A 24,051-nucleotide genomic window follows, 5' to 3' on the forward strand; every position below is an offset into this window, starting at 1 on the left:
TTGGTTAGATATGTTTTACTTAAATCAAATATAACTATTTCAATCAGCAAATTGCAGTCGCCAATATAAGCAACCTATATAATTCTACCTTAATGTTGCCTATAACTCTCTCCTATCACTATGGTTTCAAATTGGTTACAACAGCTGAAATAATAGTGCTACCAATTGATTCGATTGTACTATCTGCACCATTGGCATTGCCATTAGGTTTGTATTAACCAAATCTAATTACCGCAAAAATCATTATGAGCAATCAATTAAAATTTCTTGTTACAATTTGCTCATAATGGCTTTTGAGGTATAAATAATCAATAATAATTATGGAAAATTTAATTGAGAAACCATCATTCAAGTCCCATTACGATAATTATATCGACGGGAAATTTGTAGCTCCTGTTAAAGGTGCTTATTTCGATAATATTTCACCCATTGATGGTAAAGTTTTTACCAAAGCCGCACACTCTACTAAGGAAGATTTAGCATTAGCCGTTGATGCCGCGCATGAGGCTTTTAAAACCTGGAGCAAAACCTCTTCAACCGAAAGAAGCATTATTTTAAATAAGATTGCACAACGGATGGAAGACAATTTGGAATACCTGGCCACGGTAGAAACCATTGATAATGGCAAAGCGGTTAGGGAAACCTTGGCTGCAGATTTACCTTTGGGTATAGACCATTTCAGGTATTTTGCTGGTGTAATTCGTGCCGAAGAGGGTTCGTTATCTGAACTCGACCACAATACCGTTTCGCTTATTGTACACGAACCAATTGGCGTAGTGGCACAAATTATTCCGTGGAACTTTCCATTATTAATGGGCATCTGGAAACTGGCTCCTGCCCTTGCCGCCGGGAATTGCGTGGTGTTAAAGCCAGCAGAAAGTACGCCAATTTCGATTATGGTTTTAATGGAATTAATTGGCGATTTATTACCTCCAGGTGTGGTAAATGTGGTAAACGGATTTGGTGCAGAACTTGGCCGGGCATTGGTAACCAACCCTAAAGTTTCTAAAGCCGCATTTACAGGCTCTACCCCTACCGGCCGTTTGGTGATGCAATATGCTACCGAAAATATTATCCCGGTTACACTGGAACTTGGTGGAAAATCGCCAAATGTATTTTTTAGTTCGGTAATGGCCGAAGATGATGCCTTTTTAGATAAGGCGGTAGAAGGAGCGGTAATGTTTGCCTTAAACCAGGGCGAAATTTGTACATGCCCATCACGGTTATTGATCCAGGAGGATATTTATGAAAAATTTATCGCCAAAGTTATTGAAAGAACTGAAGCCATTAAAATTGGCAGTCCTTTGGATAGAACAGTAATGATGGGTGCACAGGCTTCGAAAATTCAATACGAAAAAATTGCTCAGTACATTAAATTGGGAATAGAAGAAGGTGCAGAAATTTTAACTGGCGGAGAAGTAAACGAACTGCCTGGCGAACTGGGCGGTGGTTACTACATTAAACCAACCATTTTTAAAGGCCACAATAAAATGCGGATTTTTCAGGAAGAAATTTTCGGCCCCGTATTGGCTGTAACCACCTTTAAAACCGTTGAAGAAGCTATTGAAATTGCAAACGATACTTTATATGGTTTGGGTGCCGGCGTGTGGACTCGTGATGCCCACGAGCTGTATCAGGTTCCGAGAGCTATCCAGGCTGGCCGGGTTTGGGTAAACCAATACCACGCTTATCCTGCAGGTGCTCCTTTTGGTGGCTACAAGCAATCGGGTGTAGGAAGAGAAAACCATAAAATGATGTTGGGGCATTATCGCCAAACTAAAAACATGCTGATTTCTTATGATAAGAATAAATTAGGTTTCTTTTAGTAGATACTAGTTAATGGTTTGTTGGTTCATGGTTAATGGCTGATTGGTTCATGGCTTATGAGTTATTACAGTAGCTTAGCAGATTAGAAAACAGACATGCGATAGGCAACATGGCTATCAACCATCAGACTATTAACTCTTAACAATAAATAATCATGATCGAGCGAATAGACAGTACGGAAAAAGCGAAAGAACTGATTGAAGTACTAAAAGAAAAACACGGAGCACTCATGTTTTATCAGGCAGGCGGATGTTGCGAAGGAACACAACCACAATGTTTCGAAAAAGGTGGTTATTACCTGCGCATGCGTGATGTTTGTTTGGGCGAAGTAGAAGGCTGTGAGTTTTGGGTAGACAGGGATTTATTTGAGTACTGGAAATTCTCTCATTTTACATTGGATGTATTGGATGGATTTGGTGTTGGCGGCTTCTCGCTGGAAACGCCCCTTCAGAAAACGTTCAAGATTCATTACCGTTTATTTACAGCAGAAGAGTTGGATAATTTAGTTCCTGTAAAAACGGCAGAATAGTTTTAGATAGTTAGTTTAAATAGAGGTCAGTTTGGAGCAATCCGCCTGGCCTTTTTATTTTTATTACCTCACCTTGAATTTTTTAAGGGTCCAGGCACGATAGATGCAAAATAAATTAATGCCCAGCTTTACGCTGCGCTACAGTTCGCAGGAGAATACATATAAAGTATATGTTTTGGAGTTAACTCCCAATGAATACCTGCTTAAATTTTAAAAATAAATGCAATCTTTGCATTCAAAACAAAATCATGCGTAAACTATTTGCCGTCCTTTCTACCATCATTACCTTGTTTGCCATCAAAGAAGCGGTATATGTTTTCTTATCTCATGAGGCAGACATGGTGAAGCAGCGTCCGATTTTAATTGTAATTTCTTTAAGTATCTGCATTCCACTTATTCTCCTGTCGCTTTGGTTATGGTCTCCCGGCAGGAAGAAAAACAATCAGTAAAACTTGCTTTTCAGTTCAGGAGTAGGCACCCAGCAGCTTTCTTCTTTTCCCCACCAACGGTAACGGTTTTTGGCAATGATATCGTAAAACCAATCTCGGATAAATTTTGGAACAATCAGAAATAAGGAAAGCACTGGAATAAATCCATTGAGTTTTTTAGCAATTCTTAATGCCGCTGACGATTTGGTATATACTTTATCACCCTCCAATAATAAAATTGTATTAAGCTTTTCTGGATTTACATTAAATTTCGCCAAGATTTCTTTTGCATAATCTCCCTGTAATGCCGAAAAATGAAACTGGTTTTTTACATCATGTTCGATTACAAACTGCACGGATGCATTGCATAAATTACAAACACCATCAAAAAAAATTACCGGTTGCTCCATAAAATAAAGTTAGCCAATAACGCAGCAATAAAAATCAGCTTTATGTATTATTCCAATTTATTTTAATTGCTTTATTGGCGATAAGAGGGATAATAATGTACATTAATCATCAATTACCAAAGTTTAACAAGCATATTTTTCTATTATTTTCCGAAAACAATTAACCGTACTCCTATTTTTATTCAGGATTGCTTCAACCGTTTTTATAATCTGGCAAAAGAAGTCGATCTAAACATCGAATGAAAGAAAACACAGCCTGGATCGAATTTTTAATACTGGAATAGAACCTTTTAGCAATCAAAATTAAAACAATCCGATTTCAACTTTCCTACCTTAAAACATTTTTATATATTTGCCCAATCCTTCTTCAATGCAAAAGAAAACACTTCTTGACGGACAAAAAATTCAGATTACAATTAAGAGGCTTTGCCATCAATTAATTGAAAACCACGACGATTTCGCAAATACCGTTTTAATTGGCATCCAGCCGAGGGGTATTTTTTTGGCAGACCGTATTCACCAGGAACTTGAACAGATTCTTAAAAGCAAGAAAATATTAAAGGGAAACCTTGATATTACCTTTTTTAGAGATGATTTCCGTCGTAAAGACGGTTTGGTTACGGCGAGCAGCAATTCTATCGATTTTATAATTGAAGGCAAAAAAGTAATTTTAATTGACGATGTACTTTGGACAGGCAGAACCATCAGAGCGGCACTTGATGCCTTGCTTGCATATGGCCGCCCGGAGAAAGTAGAACTTTTGGTTTTAATAGACCGCAGGTTTAGCAGGCATTTACCTATCGAACCCGATTATATCGGACAAAAGGTAGATAGCTTAAATTCGCAACAGGTAAAAGTAACCTGGGCGAGTGAAGGAGGTGAAGATAAAGTGATTTTAATATCGGAAAACAATAAATAAAAATGGCAGCAGAAAAACTATCAACCCGACATCTTTTAGGCATTAAAGATATTAACCGGAATGATATCGAATTGATTTTCGAAACTGCAGATAATTTTAAGGAAGTGATTAACCGACCGATTAAAAAGGTTCCATCGCTCCGCGACATTACAATTGCCAATATTTTCTTCGAAAACTCAACCCGTACCAAACTTTCGTTCGAACTTGCAGAAAAAAGGCTTTCGGCCGATGTAGTGAATTTCGCTGCTTCTTCTTCATCAGTAAGTAAAGGCGAAACCCTTATCGATACGGTAAACAATATCCTTTCCATGAAGGTTGACATGGTGGTAATGCGACATCCTTACGCTGGTGCTGGTCAGTTTTTAAGTAAACATGTTAAAGCACAGATTGTAAATGCAGGCGATGGTGCGCACGAACACCCAACGCAGGCACTACTGGATGCTTTCTCCATCCGCCAGAAACTGGGCGATGTTGCAGGTAAAAAAGTGGTAATTGTTGGCGATATCCTGCACTCTCGCGTAGCCATTTCAAACATCCTCTGCCTGCAGCGTTTAGGTGCCGAGGTAATGGTTTGCGGACCGACAACATTAATTCCAAAACACATTCATCAATTGGGTATAAAAGTAGAGCACAACTTAATTAAGGCCTTAAACTGGTGCGATGTGGCCAACATGCTGCGTATTCAACTGGAACGGCAAGACATTAAATATTTTCCTTCATTGAGAGAATATGCCATGATGTACGGCTTAAACAAACAGATTTTAGATAACCTGGATAAAGAAATCATTGTAATGCACCCAGGCCCGATTAACCGCGGCGTAGAGATTACCAGTGATGTTGCCGATAGTAAACAATCGATCATTTTAGAACAAGTAGAAAATGGTGTTGCCGTACGAATGGCTGTGCTGTATTTATTGGCAAGCCAGGGGTAGTTTTGAGTTGGGCGTGTGGAGTTTGGAGTCCTCAGTGCGAAGTCATTAGTCCTGAGTCTTAACGTTCATTAGTGGATATTAAACTACGCCAATCCATAAAGTTTTTGTTAATAGTCCATGGTCAATAGCTGGATAGTCATAATGGATAACCAGAACACTTTGAACCATCTACACTAAGCGATCTACTCATAAACTGTTAGTTTAATCACTTGGTCATCAACTATGAACTATCAAACCATCATCCGTAGGCAACCAACCATTAAACCAATGAACCATTCAACTTTTCCACATTCGTATACCCTTCAATACCAAACCAAAAATCCCGTCGTTAATTTGTGTTATTAACAGATGTTAATTACTTCTGTTGATAAGCTTTGATACTATTTATAATTTAGTACCAACCATATTTGAAACCAATGCAGAAAAAATACTTACTAATTCCGCTATTTTTAGCTGGAAGTTTTAGCACCTACGCTCAGGTTAGCGCTGTGCAGAACCTCAACAAAAACTATCAAACGGGCTTAGAATTATTAGACAAAGAGAAATACACTGCGGCTGCACAACAGTTTAAACTAGTTGAGCTGCAACGTTATAAACCTTCTACCCAAACTGAAAGTAATGCCGAGTTATCTTTACTTAAAGAGAATGCAAAATTCTATGCTGCTGTTTGTGCACTGGAGTTAACCAATGCTGATGCCGAAAGTTTATTTCAGGCATTTATCCGTGATTACCCGTTAAACCCGAACACTAAACTGGCTTATTTCTACGTTGGAAAAACTTATTTCAACCAGAAAAACTATAAAAAAGCGTTAGAGTGGTTCGAAAAAACAGATCCTTCTACGCTTTCAGGTAAGCAAAGAAACGAATACCAGTTTAAACAGGGTTATGCTTACTTCGAATTGAAAGAATATGATAAAGCAGAACCATTATTCGAAAAAGTTAAAAAAGATGAGGGCGATTTTCAGGAAAGCGCCACTTACTATTTTGCTTACATCAACTACTTAAATAAAGAGTATAAAACAGCATTAGCCAATTTCGAAAAGTTAAAGGGCTCCCCTACTTATGAGGCAAGCTATCCGTATTACATCACTTCGATGTACTATCTTGATGAGCGTTACGATGATGTAATCAGCTATGCTTTGGCTTCTATTCAAAAAACAAAGCAGCAGTTTGAACCAGAAATGTTAAGTTTGATTGCAGCATCTTACTTTGCAAAATCTGAATTTAAAAATGCAGAAAAATATTTTGCTGAATATTATGCAAAGGATAAAAGTGAGACTAAAAACAACCTTTTCATTTATCAATACGGTTACTCCTTATTCCAGAATAAAAAGTACAAAGAATCTGTTGCAGTTTTAGAAAAACTGAATAACGACGATATATACCTGCAAAACGGTATGCATACCCTGGGTAAAGCCTTTATCCAGCTGGGCAATAAACAAAAAGCGCAGAGTGCCTTTTTCAGGGCTTCGCGTTTAAGTTTTGATAAGGGTATACAGGAAGAAGCATGGTTAAACTATGCCAAATTAAGTTACGAATTGGAATTTCACCAGCAGGCTTTAGAAGCAACACAAGGTTTCTTAAAAACTTTCCCTAAATCGCGTAAGATTAATGAAGCCAAAACTTTATTGGGTGAGGTTTTATTAACAACCAAAAATTATCAGGCAGCAGTTGATATCCTCGAACCCATTCCGGATAAAAATTTAGAGGCTAAAGAAGCTTATCAAAAGGTTACGTATTTCCGTGGACTGGAGTTTTATAACGAAAGAGCATTCCCGAATGCATTATCAATGTTTTTACGGTCAGAAAAGTTTCCTGAAGACAATGAAATCAATGCTTTAAATACTTATTGGAAAGCTGAATCGATGTACGAATTGCGCAAATTTGGTGAAGCAGTAAGTACTTTTGAAAAGTTTTTGAAAATGCCTGATGCTGATAAAACCGGCGTTTACAATTTTGCAAATTATGCCCTGGCTTATGCGGCTTTCGAAGATGAGAAATATAGCAAAGCAGCTACCTACTTCGAAAAATTCCTTTCAGGAAATGATAAAGACCAAAAAACAATTGATGATGCCACCATCCGTTTAGCCGATTCGTATTTTGTAAATAAAAGTTACGGCGATGCAATGGCAAATTACAATAAGATCATCAGTCGCAAAACCACCTCAGAGGATTATGCCACTTTCCAGAAAGGAATGATCCAGGGGTTGGAAAACCAGTATGATGCAAAAATTGCAACCATGCAGAGTTTATTAAATACTTTTCCAAATTCAAACTATGCTGATGATGCTGGTTTCGAAACGGCTTATACTTATTTCAATAAAGGCGATTTTGATAAATCTAAATCAGATCTTGTAGCGCTTGTAGCCAAATACCCACGCAGCAGTTATGTGGCAAAGGCTTTGGTAACCATTGGTTTGGTTCAGTATAACCAGGACCAGGACGATGCTGCTTTAGAATCATTTAAAAAGGTAATCCGCGATTACCCTACTGCTGATGAAGCCAAACAAGCCATGGAGTCGATCAAAAATATTTATATAGACCGAGGCGATGCAAACGGTTTTATTACTTATGCAGCCACTACCCCTCTTGGAAATTACTCTGGCTCTGAACAGGATAATATCGTTTTTGCTGCCGCCAACAATACTTATTTAAAAGGCGATGCCAATGGTGCATTTCAGGCTGTTAATGCTTATTTTGATAAATTCCCGAAGGCAAACCATGAGAAGGAAGCTAAATTTATCAGGGCAGAATCGCTTGTTAAACTTGGTCGCCCTGACGAAGCCATTCCTGATTACGAATTTATTTTAAACGATTGGACAAGTGATTATACGGAACGCTCATTGGTGAGTATTTCGACCTTGTTTTTAAATCAAAAGAAATACAACGAGGCAATAGTTTACCTGAAAAGATTAGAAACCACAACCGATTACAAATCGCACTATAGCTTCGCCATCAATAACCTCTTAAAAGCTTATACGGCTTTAAATATGCCTGATGACATGCTTAAATATGCCCAGCTTACCAAAGAATCTGAAAAGGCTTCTGAGGAAGAAAAAAACAGTTCTAGCCTATACTCTGGTAAAGCTTATTTGTTAAAAGGCGATACTACTACTGCGGTAAAAGAATTTAAAAATGTAGTGGCTAAAACAAAAACCATTGCAGCAGCAGAAGCAAAATACAATCTGGCTTTATTAGAATACGATAAAGGTGATTTCAAAACTTCATCTAAAACCTGTTTCGATCTGATCAATAACATGGCTTCTTACGATTATTGGGTAGCAAAAGCTTTTATCCTTTTATCTGATAACTATGTGGCACTGAAAGATAATTTACAGGCAAAAAGCACACTTCTCAGTATAATTGATAATTACGAAGGCAAGGATGATATCATCCCTACAGCCAAAGAAAAACTTGAAAAACTAAACCAGAAGAAGTAGCATTATGAAATCAATTAAATATATATATAGTTCACTGTTTTTGTTAGCTGCTGGATTAATGACTGCACAGGCGCAGGATAAAAAGCCTGAAGAAAAAGGTGTTGTAAATGAAGAAATTGAGGTAGTACGCCCTTATAAACCAATTTTGGCAGAGGCTGTAAAGCTGAGAAGAAGTCCGAATTTAGACGATGTTAAAACCTATAAGGCAAAACTGAACTACAGCATTCTGGATAGGAAGCTGGAATTGAACAGTGATATTCAGAAGTTACAGGCACAGGCCCTGGCTGAAGAAAAAGAAAGCATTTTGGTTAACAATTATGTAAAAGGTGCATTCGGTTCACTGGCTACCCTTTTGGGCGAAGCTTATTTTAACACCGGTAAAGATGAAGGTTTACAGGTTGGTGGTTATTTTAAACATTTTAGTCAGGAAGGAAAGCTGAACAAACAGAACAGCAGCAACCAGCAGTTGAGTGTTTTTGGTCGCAGTATTTTAGACCAGAATACCGTTAGTGGCCGCATTAACTTTGAACGTAATGGCACGTATTTTTATGGTATAGATGATGCCCGCCCAACGTTAAACCCTAATCCTGATAAACAGGCACTCACCACAATTGAACTGGAAGGTGAACTGGTAAAAAACTTTACCGAAGATGAGGATGCTTTTAGTTATGCCTTAAAAGCGAATGGCTACATCTGGAACGATAAGTTTAGTGCAAAAGAAAACTACCTGAGCCTAAACGGCTATGTTAACAAACGCATTAATTCTTTAAACCTGGGCCTGGCTGCATCAACCGAATTTGGGAATACTAAAGATGCTTTAACCAGCGTTGGCAATAACCTTTTGCGTTTAAACCCATACATCCGTTTACAGGTTAAAGGAGCTAAAATAACTGCGGGAATTAACTTTGTACAGGAGTTTGGTGCCTATAGCAGCTCTAAAATATTCCCTGCTGTTACTGCCGACTTTACTTTAATTCCTGATTATTTACAGGTTTTCGGAGAAGTTAAGGGTGATGTAAACAGAAATTCGTTAAAAGGCTTTACTGATGAAAACCCTTGGTTAAACAGTAACATCTTAGTTAAAAACACAGTAGAGAAATTAAGTTTCAGTGCGGGTATTAAAGGTACTGGCGGACCTGGCTTTGGTTACAAAGCGCGTATCTATGTAAAACAATTTGATGATATGCCATTGTTTGTAAACAACTTTACTGATTTTAACAAGTTTGATGTAATTTACGATTTTGGTAAAACAAAATTGACAGGATTGGAAGGTGAAATCTCGATACAGGTAAGCGATGCATTAAAATGGACCGGTAAATTAAACCTTGATGATTGGAAACCTGCTTCGGAAACTTACTCATGGTTTAAACCAGGCTTAAAAGTAAGTTCGAATTTTATGTATACCTTCAATAAGAAATTAAGCTTTAATGCAGCGGTTGTTATACAGGATGATGTAAAAGCTAAAGTGTATACCGGTACACCTGTTCCTGCCTCACAATACGTGATTCCAAACACCAATATTGAATTAATTGAAACTGTTAAAGGATATGTAGATTTAGGTCTGGGTGCTGATTACAGGATTAATAAAAAATTCTCTGTTTTTGCCAAAGCAAACAATATCTTAAATACCAATTACAGCAGGTACTTATTTTACCAGGCAAATGGATTTAACATTTTCGGCGGTTTGACTTATTCTTTCTAAAACAAGAGACTTCCAAATCATAATAAAATGCCTTCCAAATTCGGAAGGCATTTTTTGTTTAAAGGGATTTTTAATTTGATGAAATACTGTCGTCATTCTCGCGCATGCGGGAATCTTAATGCCGTAGCTATGTTTTACAAACATGTTTGCCGCTATGCCTCAGGTGATCGTCTACTAACTGTCGTCATTCTCGCGCATGCGGATCTTAATATTTTCGCTTCGCTCTGGCTTGCCTCGGTTAGCCACCGAAGGGCTTTTACCTTTTTCTTGATAAAAAGGTAACCAAAAATCGAGGCTTGGAACTGATGTCGGATAAATTCGTTAAAGCTTTTTGGTCGTCAGCACAAGTTCCGCCGAAGGGGCGAAAAGTGTGTGCTGCCTCAATGCAGTGATGAAGGAATAGGTAACGATAAAGCTTTAACGTTTTCTCCTTCCATCATTTCCTATGCCGGAATGCAGGGAGCAGAAAGCAGGGTGCAGATAGCGGGGGTTTAAATAGCATGATGCAGGGAATGCGTTAAATCCGTCATTGCGAAGCTGGAGGAGAGCGAGCTGAAGCAATCTTTTCAGTTTTAAATTCGTTAAAGCTTTTTGGTCGTCAGCACAAGTTCCGCCGAAGGGGGCGGAAAGTGTGTGCTGCCTCAATGCAACTATGGAGGGAAAGGTAATGATAAAGCTTTAACGTTTTTTCCTTCCATCATTTCCTAGGCCGGAATGCAGGGAGCAGAAAGCAGGGTGCAGATAGCGGGGGTTTAAATAGCATGAAGCAGGGAATGCTTTAAATCCGTAATTGCGAAGCTGGGAGAGCGAGCTAAAGCAATCTTTTCAGTTTTAACTTGCGGTCGTCATTCTCGCGCATGCGGGAATTTTAATGCATTCGCTATTTTCACAAACCTGTTTGCCGCTATGCCTGAGGCGATCGTCTACTAACTGTCGTCATTCTCGCGCATGCGGGAATCGTAATGTTGTCGCTATGTTTTACAATCATGTTTGCCGCTACCCCTAAGGCGATCGTCTACTAACTGTCGTCATTTTCGCGCATGCGGAAATCGTAATGCATTAGCTAGATTTTTACTCACTAAATCTCTACGCATGTTCCCGTCTTAAATTTTCTTCCTTGGTCGGTGAGACACCGACCGATAGAAAAAAATCTTACACTGGAAATTATCTTATCGCATTAGAAATGCAAATCTCATCACTCCTCATTATAAATGGGAACTATATAATACAGATAGTTTTTAAGTTGCAGTAGCTAGGTTTGAAGTGGCAGTTAATTCATCACTTATCCCACCAAACCCTGGCGGTAAGCACGTCTCCTCCCGCTATCCTGGCCACAGCATCTTTATAATTCTGAGGGTTGTTCAGTACCTCTGTTGATAGGTATATCATCCGGCGTAGAATGGTCGCATTGGTAACGTTGCCTTTATAATTTACAGGAATAAGTTTAGGGTAGTCGCTCCTTTTCCAATTTAACCACGCTTCTATAAAATTAAAATTAGTACCTGTAGCTACCCAATATTGCGTATTAATGGTACCTAAAGCTTTTTCGCTATTGCTTTCATCAAGCGGGTTCTGGTTTACAAATGCAGTAATTTTATTGGCATCAACCGCAGCCAAAGGATCGAGTTGGGCAAGCGACTGTATTGCTCCCGTTAATCCATTCGTATAATGCAATTTTGCTGTCCCGTCAATATTCCACCCCCTCACCTTTGCTTCGGCAAGCAAAAACTCTGTTTCGGCAAAGCTCAAAATAAAAATCGGACCTCCAAGTTTCAGGTACATTTCGGTACGCGGCCTCGAATATTTACCAAGTGGTGCAAAATCACTCCCATTTCCCGTTCCACCAGGATAATCAGGAGAATGACTAATATCTGTAGCCCCACCCTGCAGATCAAATCCGTTTGGCATCCCCAATTGAACAGCCGGATCTGTATTGCCACTTAGGTTCTGATCTGCATTTTTAGCCAATCCATCTTTCGGCACCTCACCAATTATGCCCAACCTTGGGTCGTTTGTATTTTTTAGCTGATCTATCAGCGTTTTGCTCCAACGTACTTCCAGGTAATCCGAATACGTTCTTAAAGCAAGGGATGTACCATTCTGGCTGTTAAAAGAAGAAGCATCAGTTAACAAAATTGCATTATCGTTTATGCTGCCAAAGGTTTTGCCCGCAGCTTTTTCTGCCCATAATTTAGCCTTAGCCGCATCGATTTTTGTTAACCGCATTGCAACCCTAAGCATTAAAGAATAACCAAATTTTTTCCACTTTACAATATCGCCTTTATAAAAAAGATCTGCGCTTGGGGCAGGTTTATCAGCGTCGAGTTGGGCGGTAGCGGCTTCAAGATCGTTGAGCATTTGGGTGTAAATATCTTCCTGACGGTCGTAGATTGGGTATTTTATGCCCTGCATCGCTTTAACCGCTTGCGAATACGGCACATCTCCATAGGTATCGGTAATCCTTTGCAAAACCAGCACATACATAATATCACCTATTGCAATTAGATTCTGATAAGCTGCCGGATCTTTAAGTTTTGCCAGTCGCTGCATTTCCCTGATGTAGGAAGCATCGGCATAACCCTCGTCGAAAATTCGCCCCTGGTAATCGGTAAAGCTGCCAATATTGATGTATTTATCGCCATTATTATAATAGTAATAACTTGATGCCAGTAACTGCATCATGGTACTTTGGTACAGCAGCTGGTAATAACCCAGGTTGGCATATTTAAGTTGTGCCTGGGCCAGCAGGCTGTTCGGATCGTAATTGTTTTCAGTAAGTTTGGTGGGGTCGGTATTAATTTCATCGAGCTTTTCTTTAGAACAGCTGCCAGCTAACAATAACAATAGCACAACAATAAAATAGATCCTTATCCTGCCCATCATTATTTAAATTTAAAGTTAAAATTAATCCCAAAGCTGCGTGTGGCAGGCAATGAAGCTCCCTCAATACCAGCATAGCCAAGCGTAGGCGAAAATTGCGATTCAGGATCTATATTTTTGGTGTATTTAAGCAAAGTAAGTACGTTGCGCGCCACAAGATCAATCCCAATACTGCTGAAAGGTGTTCTTTTTAAAAAATTATTGCTGAAAGTATAGCCCAATGTGGCCTGCCTTAACTTAATAAAACTTCCGTTAAGCACCGCCAGTGCCGAAATATTGGTGGCCAGTTCAGGGTAGTAAGCATAAGCCGGAACATTTATATTATTCTTCTGGCCATTTTCCAACACACCATCAGCAACAATACCAGTTTCCCTGCCAATTAAAGTGGCCTTGTTTAAACCAAGCACATAGCTATAATATTCTGTTGCCGATAAAATTTTATTTCCAAAACGGTAATCAATCAGGAATGAAAAATTAAATTGTTTATAACTGAAGCTATTGGTTATACCGCCATATAAAGTAGGCATGGTACCACCCATGGGAATAAAATTGCCACGCTTGGGTATCCCATCCGAGCCAATAATTATGTTCCCGCTGGCATCGCGCTGGTAATCGTAAGCCATAATCTGCGTAATCGGTTTGCCTACCACCAATGCAGTATTGGCATTTAGTGGTCTGTAGGTACCGGTAAGTGTATAATTACTATTGCCATCGATAGCGCGTAAGGTATTTTTCACCTTGGTTACATTTAAGTTAATCTGCCATTTACTGTTCGAGGTTAGCACTGGTGTGTAACCCAAAGCCACCTCTATGCCAGCATTGCGGGTTTCGCCAAGGTTAACGTAAGCAGAAGTAAAACCTGTAGTAACTGATTGTTTTGCATTGATGATTTCGTTGTGCGTAAGCCGGTTAAAATATGTAAAATCTACATCAAGCCTGCTGTTAAAAAACTTAAGGTCGAGGCCGGCTTCTATCTCATTCAGGGTAAAAGGCTTTAAGTTATAATTGGGCAAATCGCCCGAAAAGCCACCAACAGGAATGCCGTTAACCTGGTTATCTACCGTATAATAGATCTGCGTGGTATAGGGAACAATGGGTTCGCCACTGGTTTTGGCAAAATCAATCCGTAGTTTACCAAAATCCAAACCTTTCATTTTCAATAAGTCTGAAAATATAAAACTGCCCGATATACCTGGCACAAAAATACCGCGGCTATTGGCCGGCAGGGTAGAATAAATATCATAACGCCCCGTAACCGATAAATTGAGGAAACGATTATAACTCAAATCTGCTGTGTAATAAGCCGATTCTGTTACAATCCTCGAAATGGCGAGGGTTTTGGTACTGGTAATCAGGTTTTCGGGAACATACAGATAAGGAACCTTAAATTGAGAGCCTTTTAACTTTTCGCTGTTCCCTTTTCTTTCGCGGTAGTTGGCACCCATTGAAAGTTCGACGTTAAGTTTATCGCTCAGGTTTTGGCTGGCACTGAACAAAATATCACTATTAAGTTCTGAAGTATGGTTTTGATCGTATGCATTAATTCCCCCCTGCCTGTTGATGGAGAAAGCTGTGCCTGTAGGTAAAATACTCACCACTTCATCCTTGCTCGAATCATAACCAATCCGCCCCTGAAGTGATGCCCAACTGGCCAGCTGATATTTTAACACAGCAGATGTGATGTAGCGGTTCCGGTTGGCATAATCGGCCTGTTTGTTCATCAAAAAATAAGGATTTGTTTTGTATTCATCTGCATTCCAACGACTTTCAAAACCTGTTTCGGCATCGAAGCCAGGTGCCAGGATGGATTGATCCAAACTGGTTGCCAATGCTGAAATACCATAATTGGGATTTAACGGACCATCGCTCAGATAGCTTTTATTTTTGTTTCTTTCGTAGATGTAATTCCCTGTAAGGCTTAGCGATAAATGCTTACTTAGGGCCACTGTACCGTAAAGGTTAAACGTTTTACGGTTTAGTGCACCGTTGCTTAAAACAGAATTGTAATCCAGGTTGGAAACCGAAACCCGGTAATTGTTCCTTGTATTTCCGCCCACAACAGAAAGCGTGTTAATGAAAGCAGGAGCAGTGCGGTAGAAATTTTGAATGTTATTTTTTACCGGCGAATAAGGCCGCATTGAACCATCTAGCTGGGGCGTTAATTTACCATCCATCATTTCACCCCAGCTCAACAAACCTGTAGAAATGGCATTGTATAAATCGGCCGGACGTTTATTCTGCATTCCCTGACCATATATATATTGGAAATCAGTAGCATTTACCGGAACATCGAAAGAGAGGTTAGTATTGTATTCGAGCTTCGGCTCAGCATTTTCGCCACCACTTTTAAGGTTAATGAGTATTACCCCATTTGCAGCCCTGGCACCATATAGCGCTGAAGCCGCAGAACCTTTTAAAATCGTTATCGTTTCAATATCATCGGGGTTGATGTTGCTGATACCATCGCCATAATCGGCACCACCATATTCGTTTGCACTCCCTCTGATGCTGTTATCAATTGGTACACCGTTTACAATAAATAATGGCGAAGCAGCTGTCATACTCGAAACCCCACGGATCAGTACACGCGCAGCAGAACCGGGACCACCGTTTACCCCGGTAATATTTAAACCTGCTACCCTACCCTGCAAGGCCATAATCATATTACTTTCGCGCGCTTTGGCAATGGATGAGCCTTTAATGGTGGTTAAAGCATAGCCCACTTTCTGGTTATCTTTTTCTATGCCCAAAGCAGTAATTACCACTTCTTTTAAAAAACGTACGCTATCTCCAGCCTTGCCCTCTGTATACTTTCTGATCACGATCAGATTGTTGGGCAAAACGGAATAAGTATAACCACTGCCAACCAGCAGCTGATCGATCACCTTTACGGCCTCTTCTTCTTCGGCCTTAATACTTACCCGGTGTTTGGGAATTTTAGATTCGCCGTAAGCGAAATGATAAACTGTTTGTTGCTGTATTTCTTCAATTACCTGTTCAAAACTGGCATTGGTAAAGTTTAAGGTAACCTTGGTTTGCGCCTGTACACCCAGCGGAAAAATCAATCCAATTAACAATATAAGCCGCTGCGCAAAATTCATGGCTACAAATATACGCGGCTTAACTTATTGTGCTAGCGATAGATGTACACATTTTTACCTTTTATCGAATAATTGAAGTTTTCGATCGATTTTAAAACATTCAACGCTTCATCAAGAGTTTCTTTATCTACATAGCCGGTAAATCTCACCGTTTTCAGTTCAGGTTCTTTAAAAGATATATTAATGCCATACCAACGCTCGAAAAGTTTGGCTATTTCATCGAAACGGTTATTTTTATAAATAAGTTCGTGGTTTGTCCATGCCGTTTCAATTACCCGGTTTGCTCCTGTTCCATCGTAATGGCTAAGCTTACTCATATTTGCTTTCCCATTTGCAAGGGTAAATTTATCGTTTGGCTTTAAGATAAAACTTGCGGTGCCGTTGTGCTTAAGTGTGATGGAAACCCTTCCCCTGATTAATGTAGTTTCCGTGAAGGCATCATCTCGGTACGCTTTAACATCAAATGCAGTGCCCAGTACTTTTACCGCAAGTTGCTCGGTGTGTACAATAAAAGGATGTTTAGGATTTTTTTTTACATCGAAAAAAGCCTCTCCCGAAAGGTAAACATTCCTGGTATTGCCAGTAAAATGTGCAGGATATTTCAAACTGCTGCCCGAGTTTATTTTAACGGTAGAACCATCGGCAAGTACAATCGTTTTTACCTCAGCAGCCTTCGTTGTTGCTTGTGTTAAGGTTGGTAAATTGTTATGATTAAAAAAAACAGCTGCTTTATTGTATACCAGTAAGCCTGCCAAAACAATGGCCGCTACAGCAGCTACTTTAAGCCAGATGCTGTAATTATTGCGCTTAACAACGTTTAAACCAGCCTCTGCAGAAACATGAATTTGCGCTTTAATCTTTTCAAAAACAGAATCTATATTTTCATCTGAAGTACTTACGGCATCGAAATAGCTTTGCAACTTTTCATATTCAGATCGGTGCGCAGTACTTTCTGCTAAAATAGTTTTCAGTTCAACAGATTCATCTGATGATATTTCATCAGCCAATTGTTTTCCAAGCAATTCTGTAAATCTTTGATCTGTCATTTTTTTCCGTCCTTTATTGTATGTTCCTTTTTATGTTAAAATTGCCTACAAAAAATATAAAAAAGATAAAGTACCACCTAATATAATCAGTGAGATTAATTTTCCGAACTTCTTTTCATCATTTCCTTTCTCGTGCAAAGGTTGTAGCACCAACCGTAACTTTGCAATGGCCCTGAACAATTGGGTTTGCACTGTACGTGGCGAAATATTAAGCAGCTCTGCCACTTCCTTATATTTCATTCCACTTTCCTTAATCAACCTGAAAACGGTTGCAGCCTGCGGTGCTAAACCTGCAATTGCCTTATCAAGCTGTTTATGCAGTTCTTTGGTTTCCATGAGGTAAACTGGCGTTTCCATACTCACCTGCAAATCGTCTTCAGCATCTACTAAATCGATAAACGTAACAGAAGAATTTTTTTTAATGTATTTAAGCGATTGATTTTTAACTGCAATAAAGAAATAACTTTCAGGGTTTAGCACATGGGTGCTTGCTGCACGGTTTTCCCAGCATTTCACAAATACTTCGGTAACCAGATCTTCTGCTGCCTGCTTATCAACAACATAGTAAACGGAAAACTTTAATAGCCTGCTGTAGAGGAAGCGGTAAAGCTGCTCAAAAGATTTAAGGTCATCTTCGAGGCAAATCTTATTCCATAAAACGACTAGATCTGGCTTCCCTGCTTTCAACTTGGTTAGTTTTAGAATCAAATGTAAGGTAATAAAAAATATTTCTAAAAAAATGTTCCAGCTGTAGGCAATTCAACATTAAAAAGGATTCTTATTAGTGGTGCAGTACTCTGGCACCAGCCATTTATAGATCTATATAAGCAGAATACAATGAATAAAAATAAATATGTACTGGGCATTGATATCGGCGGCTCGCACATTACAGCGGCAGTAATTGATATGCAGCAGCGCAATATCCTTAAAAACTCCTTTACCCGCGAGCGTGTTGATTCTCATGGTACAACCGAACAGATTATACACACCTGGTGCACGGCAATTAAACTGGCCTATAAAAAAGTTAATATGGAAATCGGCACTTTAGGCATTGCCATGCCAGGGCCCTTTGATTATGAAAACGGCATTTCTTATATCGCCGGGAATGATAAATATGCTGCTTTTTATGGCCTTGATGTAAAAGAAATGCTGGCCAGTGAACTCCAGATTAACCGCGAGCAGATTTTGATGAGCAATGATGCTTCATGCTTTTTAGCAGGCGAAATATTTGCAGGCGAAGCAAGATCTTATCAGAACCTTATTGGCATTACACTGGGTACGGGTTTAGGAAGTGCAGTATATACCGAAGGGAAAGTTAACGATGCCAACCTCTGGTGTTCGCCTTTTTTAGATGGGATGGCAGAAGATTATCTTTCTACCCGTTGGTTTTTAAAACGCTATTACGAACTTACCGGACTAAACATTTTAAACGTTCGCGAGCTTACCCTGCTCTACAGTGATAACCAAACCATCAGGAAAATATTTAATGAATTTGGCCATAACCTGGGTCTTTTCCTTAAAGATTTTCAACAGAAAAATTCCGCAGAAGCAATAGTTATAGGTGGCAACATTGCCAATGCTTCCGATCGTTTTATACCCCATGTACTTAAATATCTACTATCGCAGGGAATAAATGTTCCAATCCATATTTCTAAACTGAATGAAGATGCAGCGCTGCTTGGCGCGGCAGGTTGTTGGGCCGCCCAGGCTAAAGAAGCAGTTGAAAAACCATGACAAAAAAAATATTTTTAAATAATTCAATTTCCTTGTAGGCAATTTGTGCAAACAAAATGCTCTTCACTATAAAACCCTAAGAATGGAAATTCGGAGGGTGGCAAACAATTAACCAAATACTTATTCAAATTTATTCATAATGAATATGAAAAAATCTTTACAGCTCACATGCTTGTTGCTTTATGCATCGGCAGGTCTGTATGCAGCTACACCAGCAGATCATTTTAAACGTGCAGTTTCTTATCATTCCGTTTATCAGGATGTAATTAAAGGAACAGTAAAAGATGAAGCCGGGAATCCGGTACCGGGTGCAACCATTACCGTTAAAGGCGCACAAGGTGGAACACAAACCAATACTTCAGGCCAATATAGCATTGCAGCTAAAACAGGCGATGTGTTGGTGTTTTCATTTATCGGTTACCAGAGCAAAGAAGTTACCGTTGGCACGCAAAGCACACTTGATGTATCGTTAACCCCGGATTCTAAAAATCTTGAAACCGTTGTGGTTACAGCATTAGGGATTAAAAGATCAGAGAAATCTTTAACTTATACCACTCAACAGGTATCTGGAGAAGAACTGAATAAAGTGAAAAGCCCCAACCTGGTAAATTCGTTAAATGGTAAAGTTGCCGGGATGACGATTAGTCCGAGTTCTTCAGGTGTTGGTGGTTCGGCTAAAGTAATTTTAAGGGGAAGCCGTTCAGTAAGCGGTAATAACCAGCCTTTATATGTAATTGATGGGGTACCCATCAGCAATAACGGTAATGCCAATGCACAACAGAACAGTGTTTTTGGTGGTGGCCAGGATGGTGGTGATGGTATATCGAACCTAAATCCTGATGATATTGAAAGCTTAACCGTTCTTGAAGGTGCATCGGCTGCAGCCCTTTATGGTAGCCAAGCACAAAATGGTGTAATTTTGATTACCACTAAACAAGGTAAAGCAGGTAAAACACAGATTGGTTTTTCATCGAGTTTAACTTTTGATAAAATTGCGTACAAACCGGAATTCCAAAATAGTTATGGCCCTGCATCTGACAAAACACGCGACAGCTGGGGAGGTGCAATCAGCAATGCGACTGATAACCTTGATCAGTTTTTCCAAACCGGAACAAATGCAACCAATTCAATCAATTTTTCTGGCGGGTCTGAAATCGCACAAACTTACTTTTCTTATGCAAATACTTATGCAAGCGGCATACAAGAAGGTAACAAGTTAAACAGGCATAATATTAACCTGCGCGAAACTGCCAAGTTTCTAAACAATAAATTAACTGTTGATGGAAATGTGAGTTATATTAACCAACGCATCAACAATAGCCCATCAATTGGTTTGTACAACAACCCATTGGTTGGATTGTATCTTTTCCCTAGAGGTGTTGACATTACACCTTACAAAGATAATTATCTGCTTGCCGGCAATGTGGGTACAGCACGCCAGAACTGGTTAGGTGGTTCGACAGATTTAAGTCAGAACCCTTGGTTTTTAACCAATTTAAACCCAAATACAGCCATCAGAAACCGCTTCTTATTAAGTGGAAATGTGAAATATGAGTTTACACCATGGTTAAACCTTCAGGTAAGGGGAAATATAGACCGTACTACTGATGATTTCGAGAACAGACGTTATTCTGGTATCAACGGAAACTTTAACTCAAACGGTAAAGGATACTTATCGCAGAACACTCAAACTTATGTTCAAAAATATGCCGACGCGATATTAAATGTTACTGTGCCATTAAAAGGATCAGACTTCAAAATTAACGGATTAATTGGTGGTAGCATCAACGATCAGAAAACAAATGGATTATCTTTAGCTGGCGATTTATCTGCTGTTGATTTATTTACACCAAATAATACAATTGTAGCAAATGCAGGTACTTACACTTCAGATGTATTAAATACCACTAAAGCAAATGATGCTTTCCACAGCCAGTTGCAAGCTGTATTTGCAAATGCCAACTTATCGTACAAAGATTGGGCTTTTTTAACCTTAACAGGTAGAAACGACTGGTCATCAAACCTTGCCTATACACCAAATAGTTCTTATTTCTATCCATCGGTAGGCTTATCATTTATTGTATCACAAATGGTTAAACTGCCAGAAGCTATTACCTATGCCAAAATTAGGGGTACTTATGCCGAAGTGGGTAATACCGTGCCACCTTATTTAACCTTTATTCAAAATACTTTGGGTAATGGCGGTGCACTTAACATTAACACCAACAGGGCTTTTGCTGAGTTAAAACCAGAAAGAACAAAATCATTTGAGATTGGTACTGACATGCGTTTTCTGGCCAACCGCTTAAACTTTAGCTTTACCTATTATAAAACAAACACTAAAAACCAATATATTCCGGTTAAACCAGCACCTTCTGGCCTGGTAGCTACGGGCTATTTAAATGCAGGCGATGTTCAAAATCAGGGTATACAGTTTACTTTGGGAGCAGATGTATTAAAAGGAGATGGCCTGAACTGGAATACCGCTATAAACGGATCATTAAACAGAAACAAAATTATTGATGTTGCTGCTTCACAGGGTCTAAATTCGATTGATTTAACAGGTGGTGGCAACAATGCGTATATCTCTCGCATTGCAGCCGGTGGATCTTATGGCGACATTTATGGCTATACTTTACAAAGAGATGCAAATGGCCGTATCCTATTAAGTGGCGATGGAACAACTGCAAATCCTTACTTTCCGGTTAAAAGCAATGATTATAGTCTGATTGCAAATGCAAACCCTAAATTTCAGTTGGGTTGGAACAACAGTTTTAATTATAAGGATTTCAGCTTAAGCTTTCTGGTAGATGGTAAATTTGGCGGTAAAGTACTTTCGCTAACCGAAGCATTGATGGATCAGGCTGGTGCTTCAAAAGCATCAGGAGATGCGCGCGCGCAAGGTGGTGTTAAAATTGATGGTGTAGATGCCAGCGGAAAAGCAGTTTCGGCTACCATTAATCCCCAAAGCTATTATTCTTTCTTAGGGGATAGAAACGGTGTAACCGGAGAATATGTTTACAGTGCTACCGTGGTTCGTTTGCGCGAAGCTTCAATAGGTTACAACTTACCTTTGAAAGGAACATTTAAAAGCATGCGTCTTTCGCTAATTGGTAGAAACCTGTTTTACTTCTACAAAAAAGCTCCATACGATCCAGAGGTAACCATGTCTACCGGTAATGGTTTATCAGGAATAGATGTTTTTAACCAACCGGTTACCAGAAGTTTTGGTTTTAACCTTAATGTTTTATTTTAATTACAACAAACATGAAATCGATATATCATTTATCACAACATAAAATTAAAGGCTTGTCTTTAGTTTTACTTTTAGCCGTAGCAGGTTTAAACCAGGGCTGTAAGAAAAACTTCGAAAGTTTTAACACCAACGATAATTTACCAACAACCGAGCAGAGTTTAGCATTATTGCGATCGGCAATCGGGCCCATCCAGCAAAATATATTTTCCAACTATCAAATTGCACAGAATTTAAGTTCTGATGTGTTTAGTGGTTATATGATGCCTCCAACACCATTTGGTGGAGGTATTAACAACATGAACTATTCGCTTAATAACGGATGGAATGAAACGGGTTTTAACGACCAATACACCAATGTAATGGCGCCGATTTCTAAAATTGCCATATCTCCGTTGAAAACAACCTCGCCTGAATCATGGGGAATATCTCTTTTGGTGCAGGTAATTGCAATGGATAGGGTAACTGATAAATTTGGCCCAATTCCGTATACACAAGCAGGTAAATCGTTAATTTCTCAACCATACGATGACCAGAAAACGGTTTATACCGAATTTTTTAAACAGATTGATACTGCGGCAAATAATCTTCAAGCTTTTATCGCAGCCAATCCGGGTAAAAAAGCATATTACGACACTGGCGATCTGGTTTATGGTGGCGATGTTGCCAAATGGCTTAAATTGGCCAATTCGTTAAGGTTACGTTTGGCCATGCGCATTGTTAAAGTTGATCCGGCTACAGCAAAGTTGCAGGCAGAAAAAGCAATGGCTGCAACAGGTGGATTAATGACCGTACCAGGTGATAATGCCGCAGTTGCCCAATCGGGTAATAGAAATAACGACCTTTGGAATGTAACTGTAAATTACGATGGAGATAACGCAATGGGTGCTGCATTACAATCATATATGGTTGGTTATACTGATCCTCGATTACCGATATACTGTACGCCAGCAACTGATCCACTGTTTTCAGGACAATATGTAGGGATCAGATCAGGAGCCAATACCTCTTTTAATGGTTTAGGTAAAGCTGGTTATAAAACCTATTCAAGTTTGAACTCTTCTACTCCAGATAACTCAAAAGCACCTATCGGACAAAAAGCACCGCAAATATTAATGACGGCTGCCGAAGTTTGGTTTTTAAAAGCTGAGGCTGCTTTACGCGGCTGGACAGGTGCCGGAGATGCACAGACCAATTATGAAACCGGTATTACTACATCAATGCAACAATGGAATGCCAACATCAGCAACTACCTAAACAATAGCACAGGTAAACCAACTGATTATGTAGATCCAAAAAACCCGGCTAACAATGCGGCTGCAGCAAGTACCATTACTGTTAAATGGGATGGAACTGCATCTAATGAAGTAAAATTAGAACGCATTATTACACAAAAATGGTTGGCTATTTTTCCTGACGGAGCTGAGGCTTGGGCTGATTTCCGCAGAACTGGCTATCCAAAACTGTTTACAGTAGCCAACAACAACAGTGGCGGTACAATTAATACCCAATTACAGATTCGCAGGTTGCCATACCCAACGGCAGAATTTGGAAACGGAAACAAAGATGAGGTACGTAAAGCCGTTACTATGCTTGGTGGCCCTGATAACGGTGGCACCAGATTATGGTGGGATGTAAACAAAGGCAATTTTTAACACACAAACAATACCAGGTAGGATGACGAAAGTTATCCTACCTTTTTTATATCAAACCAATTTCTAACCAAAATTTTTAAACCTATGAGAAAACTTACTGTTTTCGGCGTACTGCCGTAAACTCAATTCCCCCTTACTTACACATTTACATTTATTTAATTGCACTGGAAAAGCAAATCCATCCTTCAAAAACCT

Annotated in this window: 15 protein-coding genes; 10 read left to right on the forward strand and 5 right to left on the reverse strand. The window is 39.3% G+C overall.

Going from position 1 to position 24,051, the window contains the following annotated elements; translation table 11 throughout:
* Window positions 1-320 precede the first annotated feature (320 nt).
* The 3 genes from ASE74_RS07545 (at window position 321) to ASE74_RS07555 (ending at window position 2,805) form a co-directional block, all read left to right on the forward strand.
* A complete protein-coding gene (locus tag ASE74_RS07545; protein ID WP_055906488.1) occupies window positions 321-1,826 on the forward strand; it encodes an aldehyde dehydrogenase family protein in 1,506 nt (501 codons plus the stop codon).
* Between the two features lie 155 nt (window positions 1,827-1,981).
* Window positions 1,982-2,356 (forward strand): DUF779 domain-containing protein, encoded by a 375-nt coding sequence (locus tag ASE74_RS07550; RefSeq protein ID WP_055906491.1) that lies wholly within the window; start codon window positions 1,982-1,984, stop codon window positions 2,354-2,356.
* Between the two features lie 248 nt (window positions 2,357-2,604).
* Window positions 2,605-2,805, forward strand: coding sequence for a hypothetical protein (locus tag ASE74_RS07555; protein WP_055906494.1), 201 nt, complete (start codon window positions 2,605-2,607; stop codon window positions 2,803-2,805).
* On the opposite strand, the gene ASE74_RS07560 is transcribed toward ASE74_RS07555, so the two are convergent.
* Window positions 2,799-3,194: a thiol-disulfide oxidoreductase DCC family protein gene (locus ASE74_RS07560; protein ID WP_055906497.1), complete on the reverse strand. Its 396-nt coding sequence runs from the start codon at window positions 3,192-3,194 to the stop codon at window positions 2,799-2,801. The two genes, ASE74_RS07555 and ASE74_RS07560, sit on opposite strands and share 7 nt — an antisense overlap.
* Window positions 3,195-3,564: 370 nt before the next feature.
* Between ASE74_RS07560 and pyrR the strand changes: the two genes are divergently transcribed.
* From pyrR to ASE74_RS07580, 4 genes are all read left to right on the forward strand, one after another.
* Window positions 3,565-4,113, forward strand: coding sequence for a bifunctional pyr operon transcriptional regulator/uracil phosphoribosyltransferase PyrR (pyrR, locus tag ASE74_RS07565; protein ID WP_055906500.1), 549 nt, complete (start codon window positions 3,565-3,567; stop codon window positions 4,111-4,113).
* A 2-nt stretch (window positions 4,114-4,115) separates the two neighbouring features.
* On the forward strand, window positions 4,116-5,045 hold the full coding sequence (locus tag ASE74_RS07570) for an aspartate carbamoyltransferase catalytic subunit (protein WP_055906502.1): 930 nt from the start codon (window positions 4,116-4,118) through the stop codon (window positions 5,043-5,045).
* A 416-nt stretch (window positions 5,046-5,461) separates the two neighbouring features.
* Window positions 5,462-8,485 carry a tetratricopeptide repeat protein gene (locus tag ASE74_RS07575; protein WP_055906505.1) on the forward strand — a complete coding sequence of 1,008 codons (3,024 nt, stop codon included), beginning with the start codon at window positions 5,462-5,464 and terminating at the stop codon, window positions 8,483-8,485.
* Window positions 8,486-8,489: 4 nt separating this feature from the next.
* The gene (locus tag ASE74_RS07580) at window positions 8,490-10,187 is read left to right on the forward strand and encodes a TonB-dependent receptor (protein ID WP_055906508.1); all 1,698 of its coding nucleotides are present in this window, start codon (window positions 8,490-8,492) and stop codon (window positions 10,185-10,187) included.
* A gap of 1,278 nt (window positions 10,188-11,465) precedes the next feature.
* On the opposite strand, the gene ASE74_RS07585 is transcribed toward ASE74_RS07580, so the two are convergent.
* Genes ASE74_RS07585 through ASE74_RS07600 form a run of 4 tightly spaced genes read right to left on the reverse strand, consistent with a single transcriptional unit; the run spans window position 11,466 to window position 17,901 of the window.
* A complete protein-coding gene (locus ASE74_RS07585; RefSeq protein WP_235526026.1) occupies window positions 11,466-13,070 on the reverse strand; it encodes a SusD/RagB family nutrient-binding outer membrane lipoprotein in 1,605 nt (534 codons plus the stop codon).
* Window positions 13,070-16,168 carry a SusC/RagA family TonB-linked outer membrane protein gene (locus ASE74_RS07590; protein ID WP_055906511.1) on the reverse strand — a complete coding sequence of 1,033 codons (3,099 nt, stop codon included), beginning with the start codon at window positions 16,166-16,168 and terminating at the stop codon, window positions 13,070-13,072. The genes ASE74_RS07585 and ASE74_RS07590 overlap by 1 nt, the downstream gene beginning before the upstream one ends.
* A gap of 32 nt (window positions 16,169-16,200) precedes the next feature.
* Window positions 16,201-17,214, reverse strand: coding sequence for a FecR family protein (locus ASE74_RS07595; protein WP_055906515.1), 1,014 nt, complete (start codon window positions 17,212-17,214; stop codon window positions 16,201-16,203).
* Window positions 17,215-17,259: 45 nt separating this feature from the next.
* Entirely contained in the window at window positions 17,260-17,901 is a 642-nt protein-coding gene (locus ASE74_RS07600; RefSeq protein WP_055906518.1) for an RNA polymerase sigma-70 factor, read from the reverse strand.
* Between the two features lie 150 nt (window positions 17,902-18,051).
* Between ASE74_RS07600 and ASE74_RS07605 the strand changes: the two genes are divergently transcribed.
* The 3 genes from ASE74_RS07605 to ASE74_RS07615 all read left to right on the forward strand — a co-directional run bounded on the left by ASE74_RS07605 (window position 18,052) and on the right by ASE74_RS07615 (window position 23,856).
* Complete coding sequence (locus tag ASE74_RS07605; protein WP_055906521.1) at window positions 18,052-18,948, forward strand: ROK family protein; 897 nt, start codon at window positions 18,052-18,054, stop codon at window positions 18,946-18,948.
* 145 nt (window positions 18,949-19,093) lie between these two features.
* The gene (locus ASE74_RS07610) at window positions 19,094-22,204 is read left to right on the forward strand and encodes a SusC/RagA family TonB-linked outer membrane protein (protein WP_055906525.1); all 3,111 of its coding nucleotides are present in this window, start codon (window positions 19,094-19,096) and stop codon (window positions 22,202-22,204) included.
* An 11-nt stretch (window positions 22,205-22,215) separates the two neighbouring features.
* Entirely contained in the window at window positions 22,216-23,856 is a 1,641-nt protein-coding gene (locus ASE74_RS07615) for a SusD/RagB family nutrient-binding outer membrane lipoprotein (RefSeq protein ID WP_055906528.1), read from the forward strand.
* Window positions 23,857-24,051: the final 195 nt, after the last annotated feature.

It is taken from the genome of Pedobacter sp. Leaf216, from assembly GCF_001421515.1.
Classification (GTDB): Bacteria; Bacteroidota; Bacteroidia; order Sphingobacteriales; family Sphingobacteriaceae; genus Pedobacter.

What these genes read in the sequence shown, in the direction of transcription:
- ASE74_RS07580 (WP_055906508.1), top strand. Translation starts at nt 8,490, where the DNA reads ATGAAATCAATTAAATATATATATAGTTCACTGTTTTTGTTAGCTGCT.
- ASE74_RS07605 (WP_055906521.1), top strand. Translation starts at nt 18,052, where the DNA reads ATGAATAAAAATAAATATGTACTGGGCATTGATATCGGCGGCTCGCAC.
- ASE74_RS07585 (WP_235526026.1), bottom strand. Translation starts at nt 13,070, where the DNA reads ATGATGGGCAGGATAAGGATCTATTTTATTGTTGTGCTATTGTTATTG.
- ASE74_RS07555 (WP_055906494.1), top strand. Translation starts at nt 2,605, where the DNA reads ATGCGTAAACTATTTGCCGTCCTTTCTACCATCATTACCTTGTTTGCC.
- ASE74_RS07550 (WP_055906491.1), top strand. Translation starts at nt 1,982, where the DNA reads ATGATCGAGCGAATAGACAGTACGGAAAAAGCGAAAGAACTGATTGAA.
- ASE74_RS07545 (WP_055906488.1), top strand. Translation starts at nt 321, where the DNA reads ATGGAAAATTTAATTGAGAAACCATCATTCAAGTCCCATTACGATAAT.
- ASE74_RS07570 (WP_055906502.1), top strand. Translation starts at nt 4,116, where the DNA reads ATGGCAGCAGAAAAACTATCAACCCGACATCTTTTAGGCATTAAAGAT.
- pyrR (WP_055906500.1), top strand. Translation starts at nt 3,565, where the DNA reads ATGCAAAAGAAAACACTTCTTGACGGACAAAAAATTCAGATTACAATT.
- ASE74_RS07615 (WP_055906528.1), top strand. Translation starts at nt 22,216, where the DNA reads ATGAAATCGATATATCATTTATCACAACATAAAATTAAAGGCTTGTCT.
- ASE74_RS07575 (WP_055906505.1), top strand. Translation starts at nt 5,462, where the DNA reads ATGCAGAAAAAATACTTACTAATTCCGCTATTTTTAGCTGGAAGTTTT.
- ASE74_RS07590 (WP_055906511.1), bottom strand. Translation starts at nt 16,168, where the DNA reads ATGAATTTTGCGCAGCGGCTTATATTGTTAATTGGATTGATTTTTCCG.
- ASE74_RS07595 (WP_055906515.1), bottom strand. Translation starts at nt 17,214, where the DNA reads ATGACAGATCAAAGATTTACAGAATTGCTTGGAAAACAATTGGCTGAT.
- ASE74_RS07560 (WP_055906497.1), bottom strand. Translation starts at nt 3,194, where the DNA reads ATGGAGCAACCGGTAATTTTTTTTGATGGTGTTTGTAATTTATGCAAT.
- ASE74_RS07610 (WP_055906525.1), top strand. Translation starts at nt 19,094, where the DNA reads ATGAAAAAATCTTTACAGCTCACATGCTTGTTGCTTTATGCATCGGCA.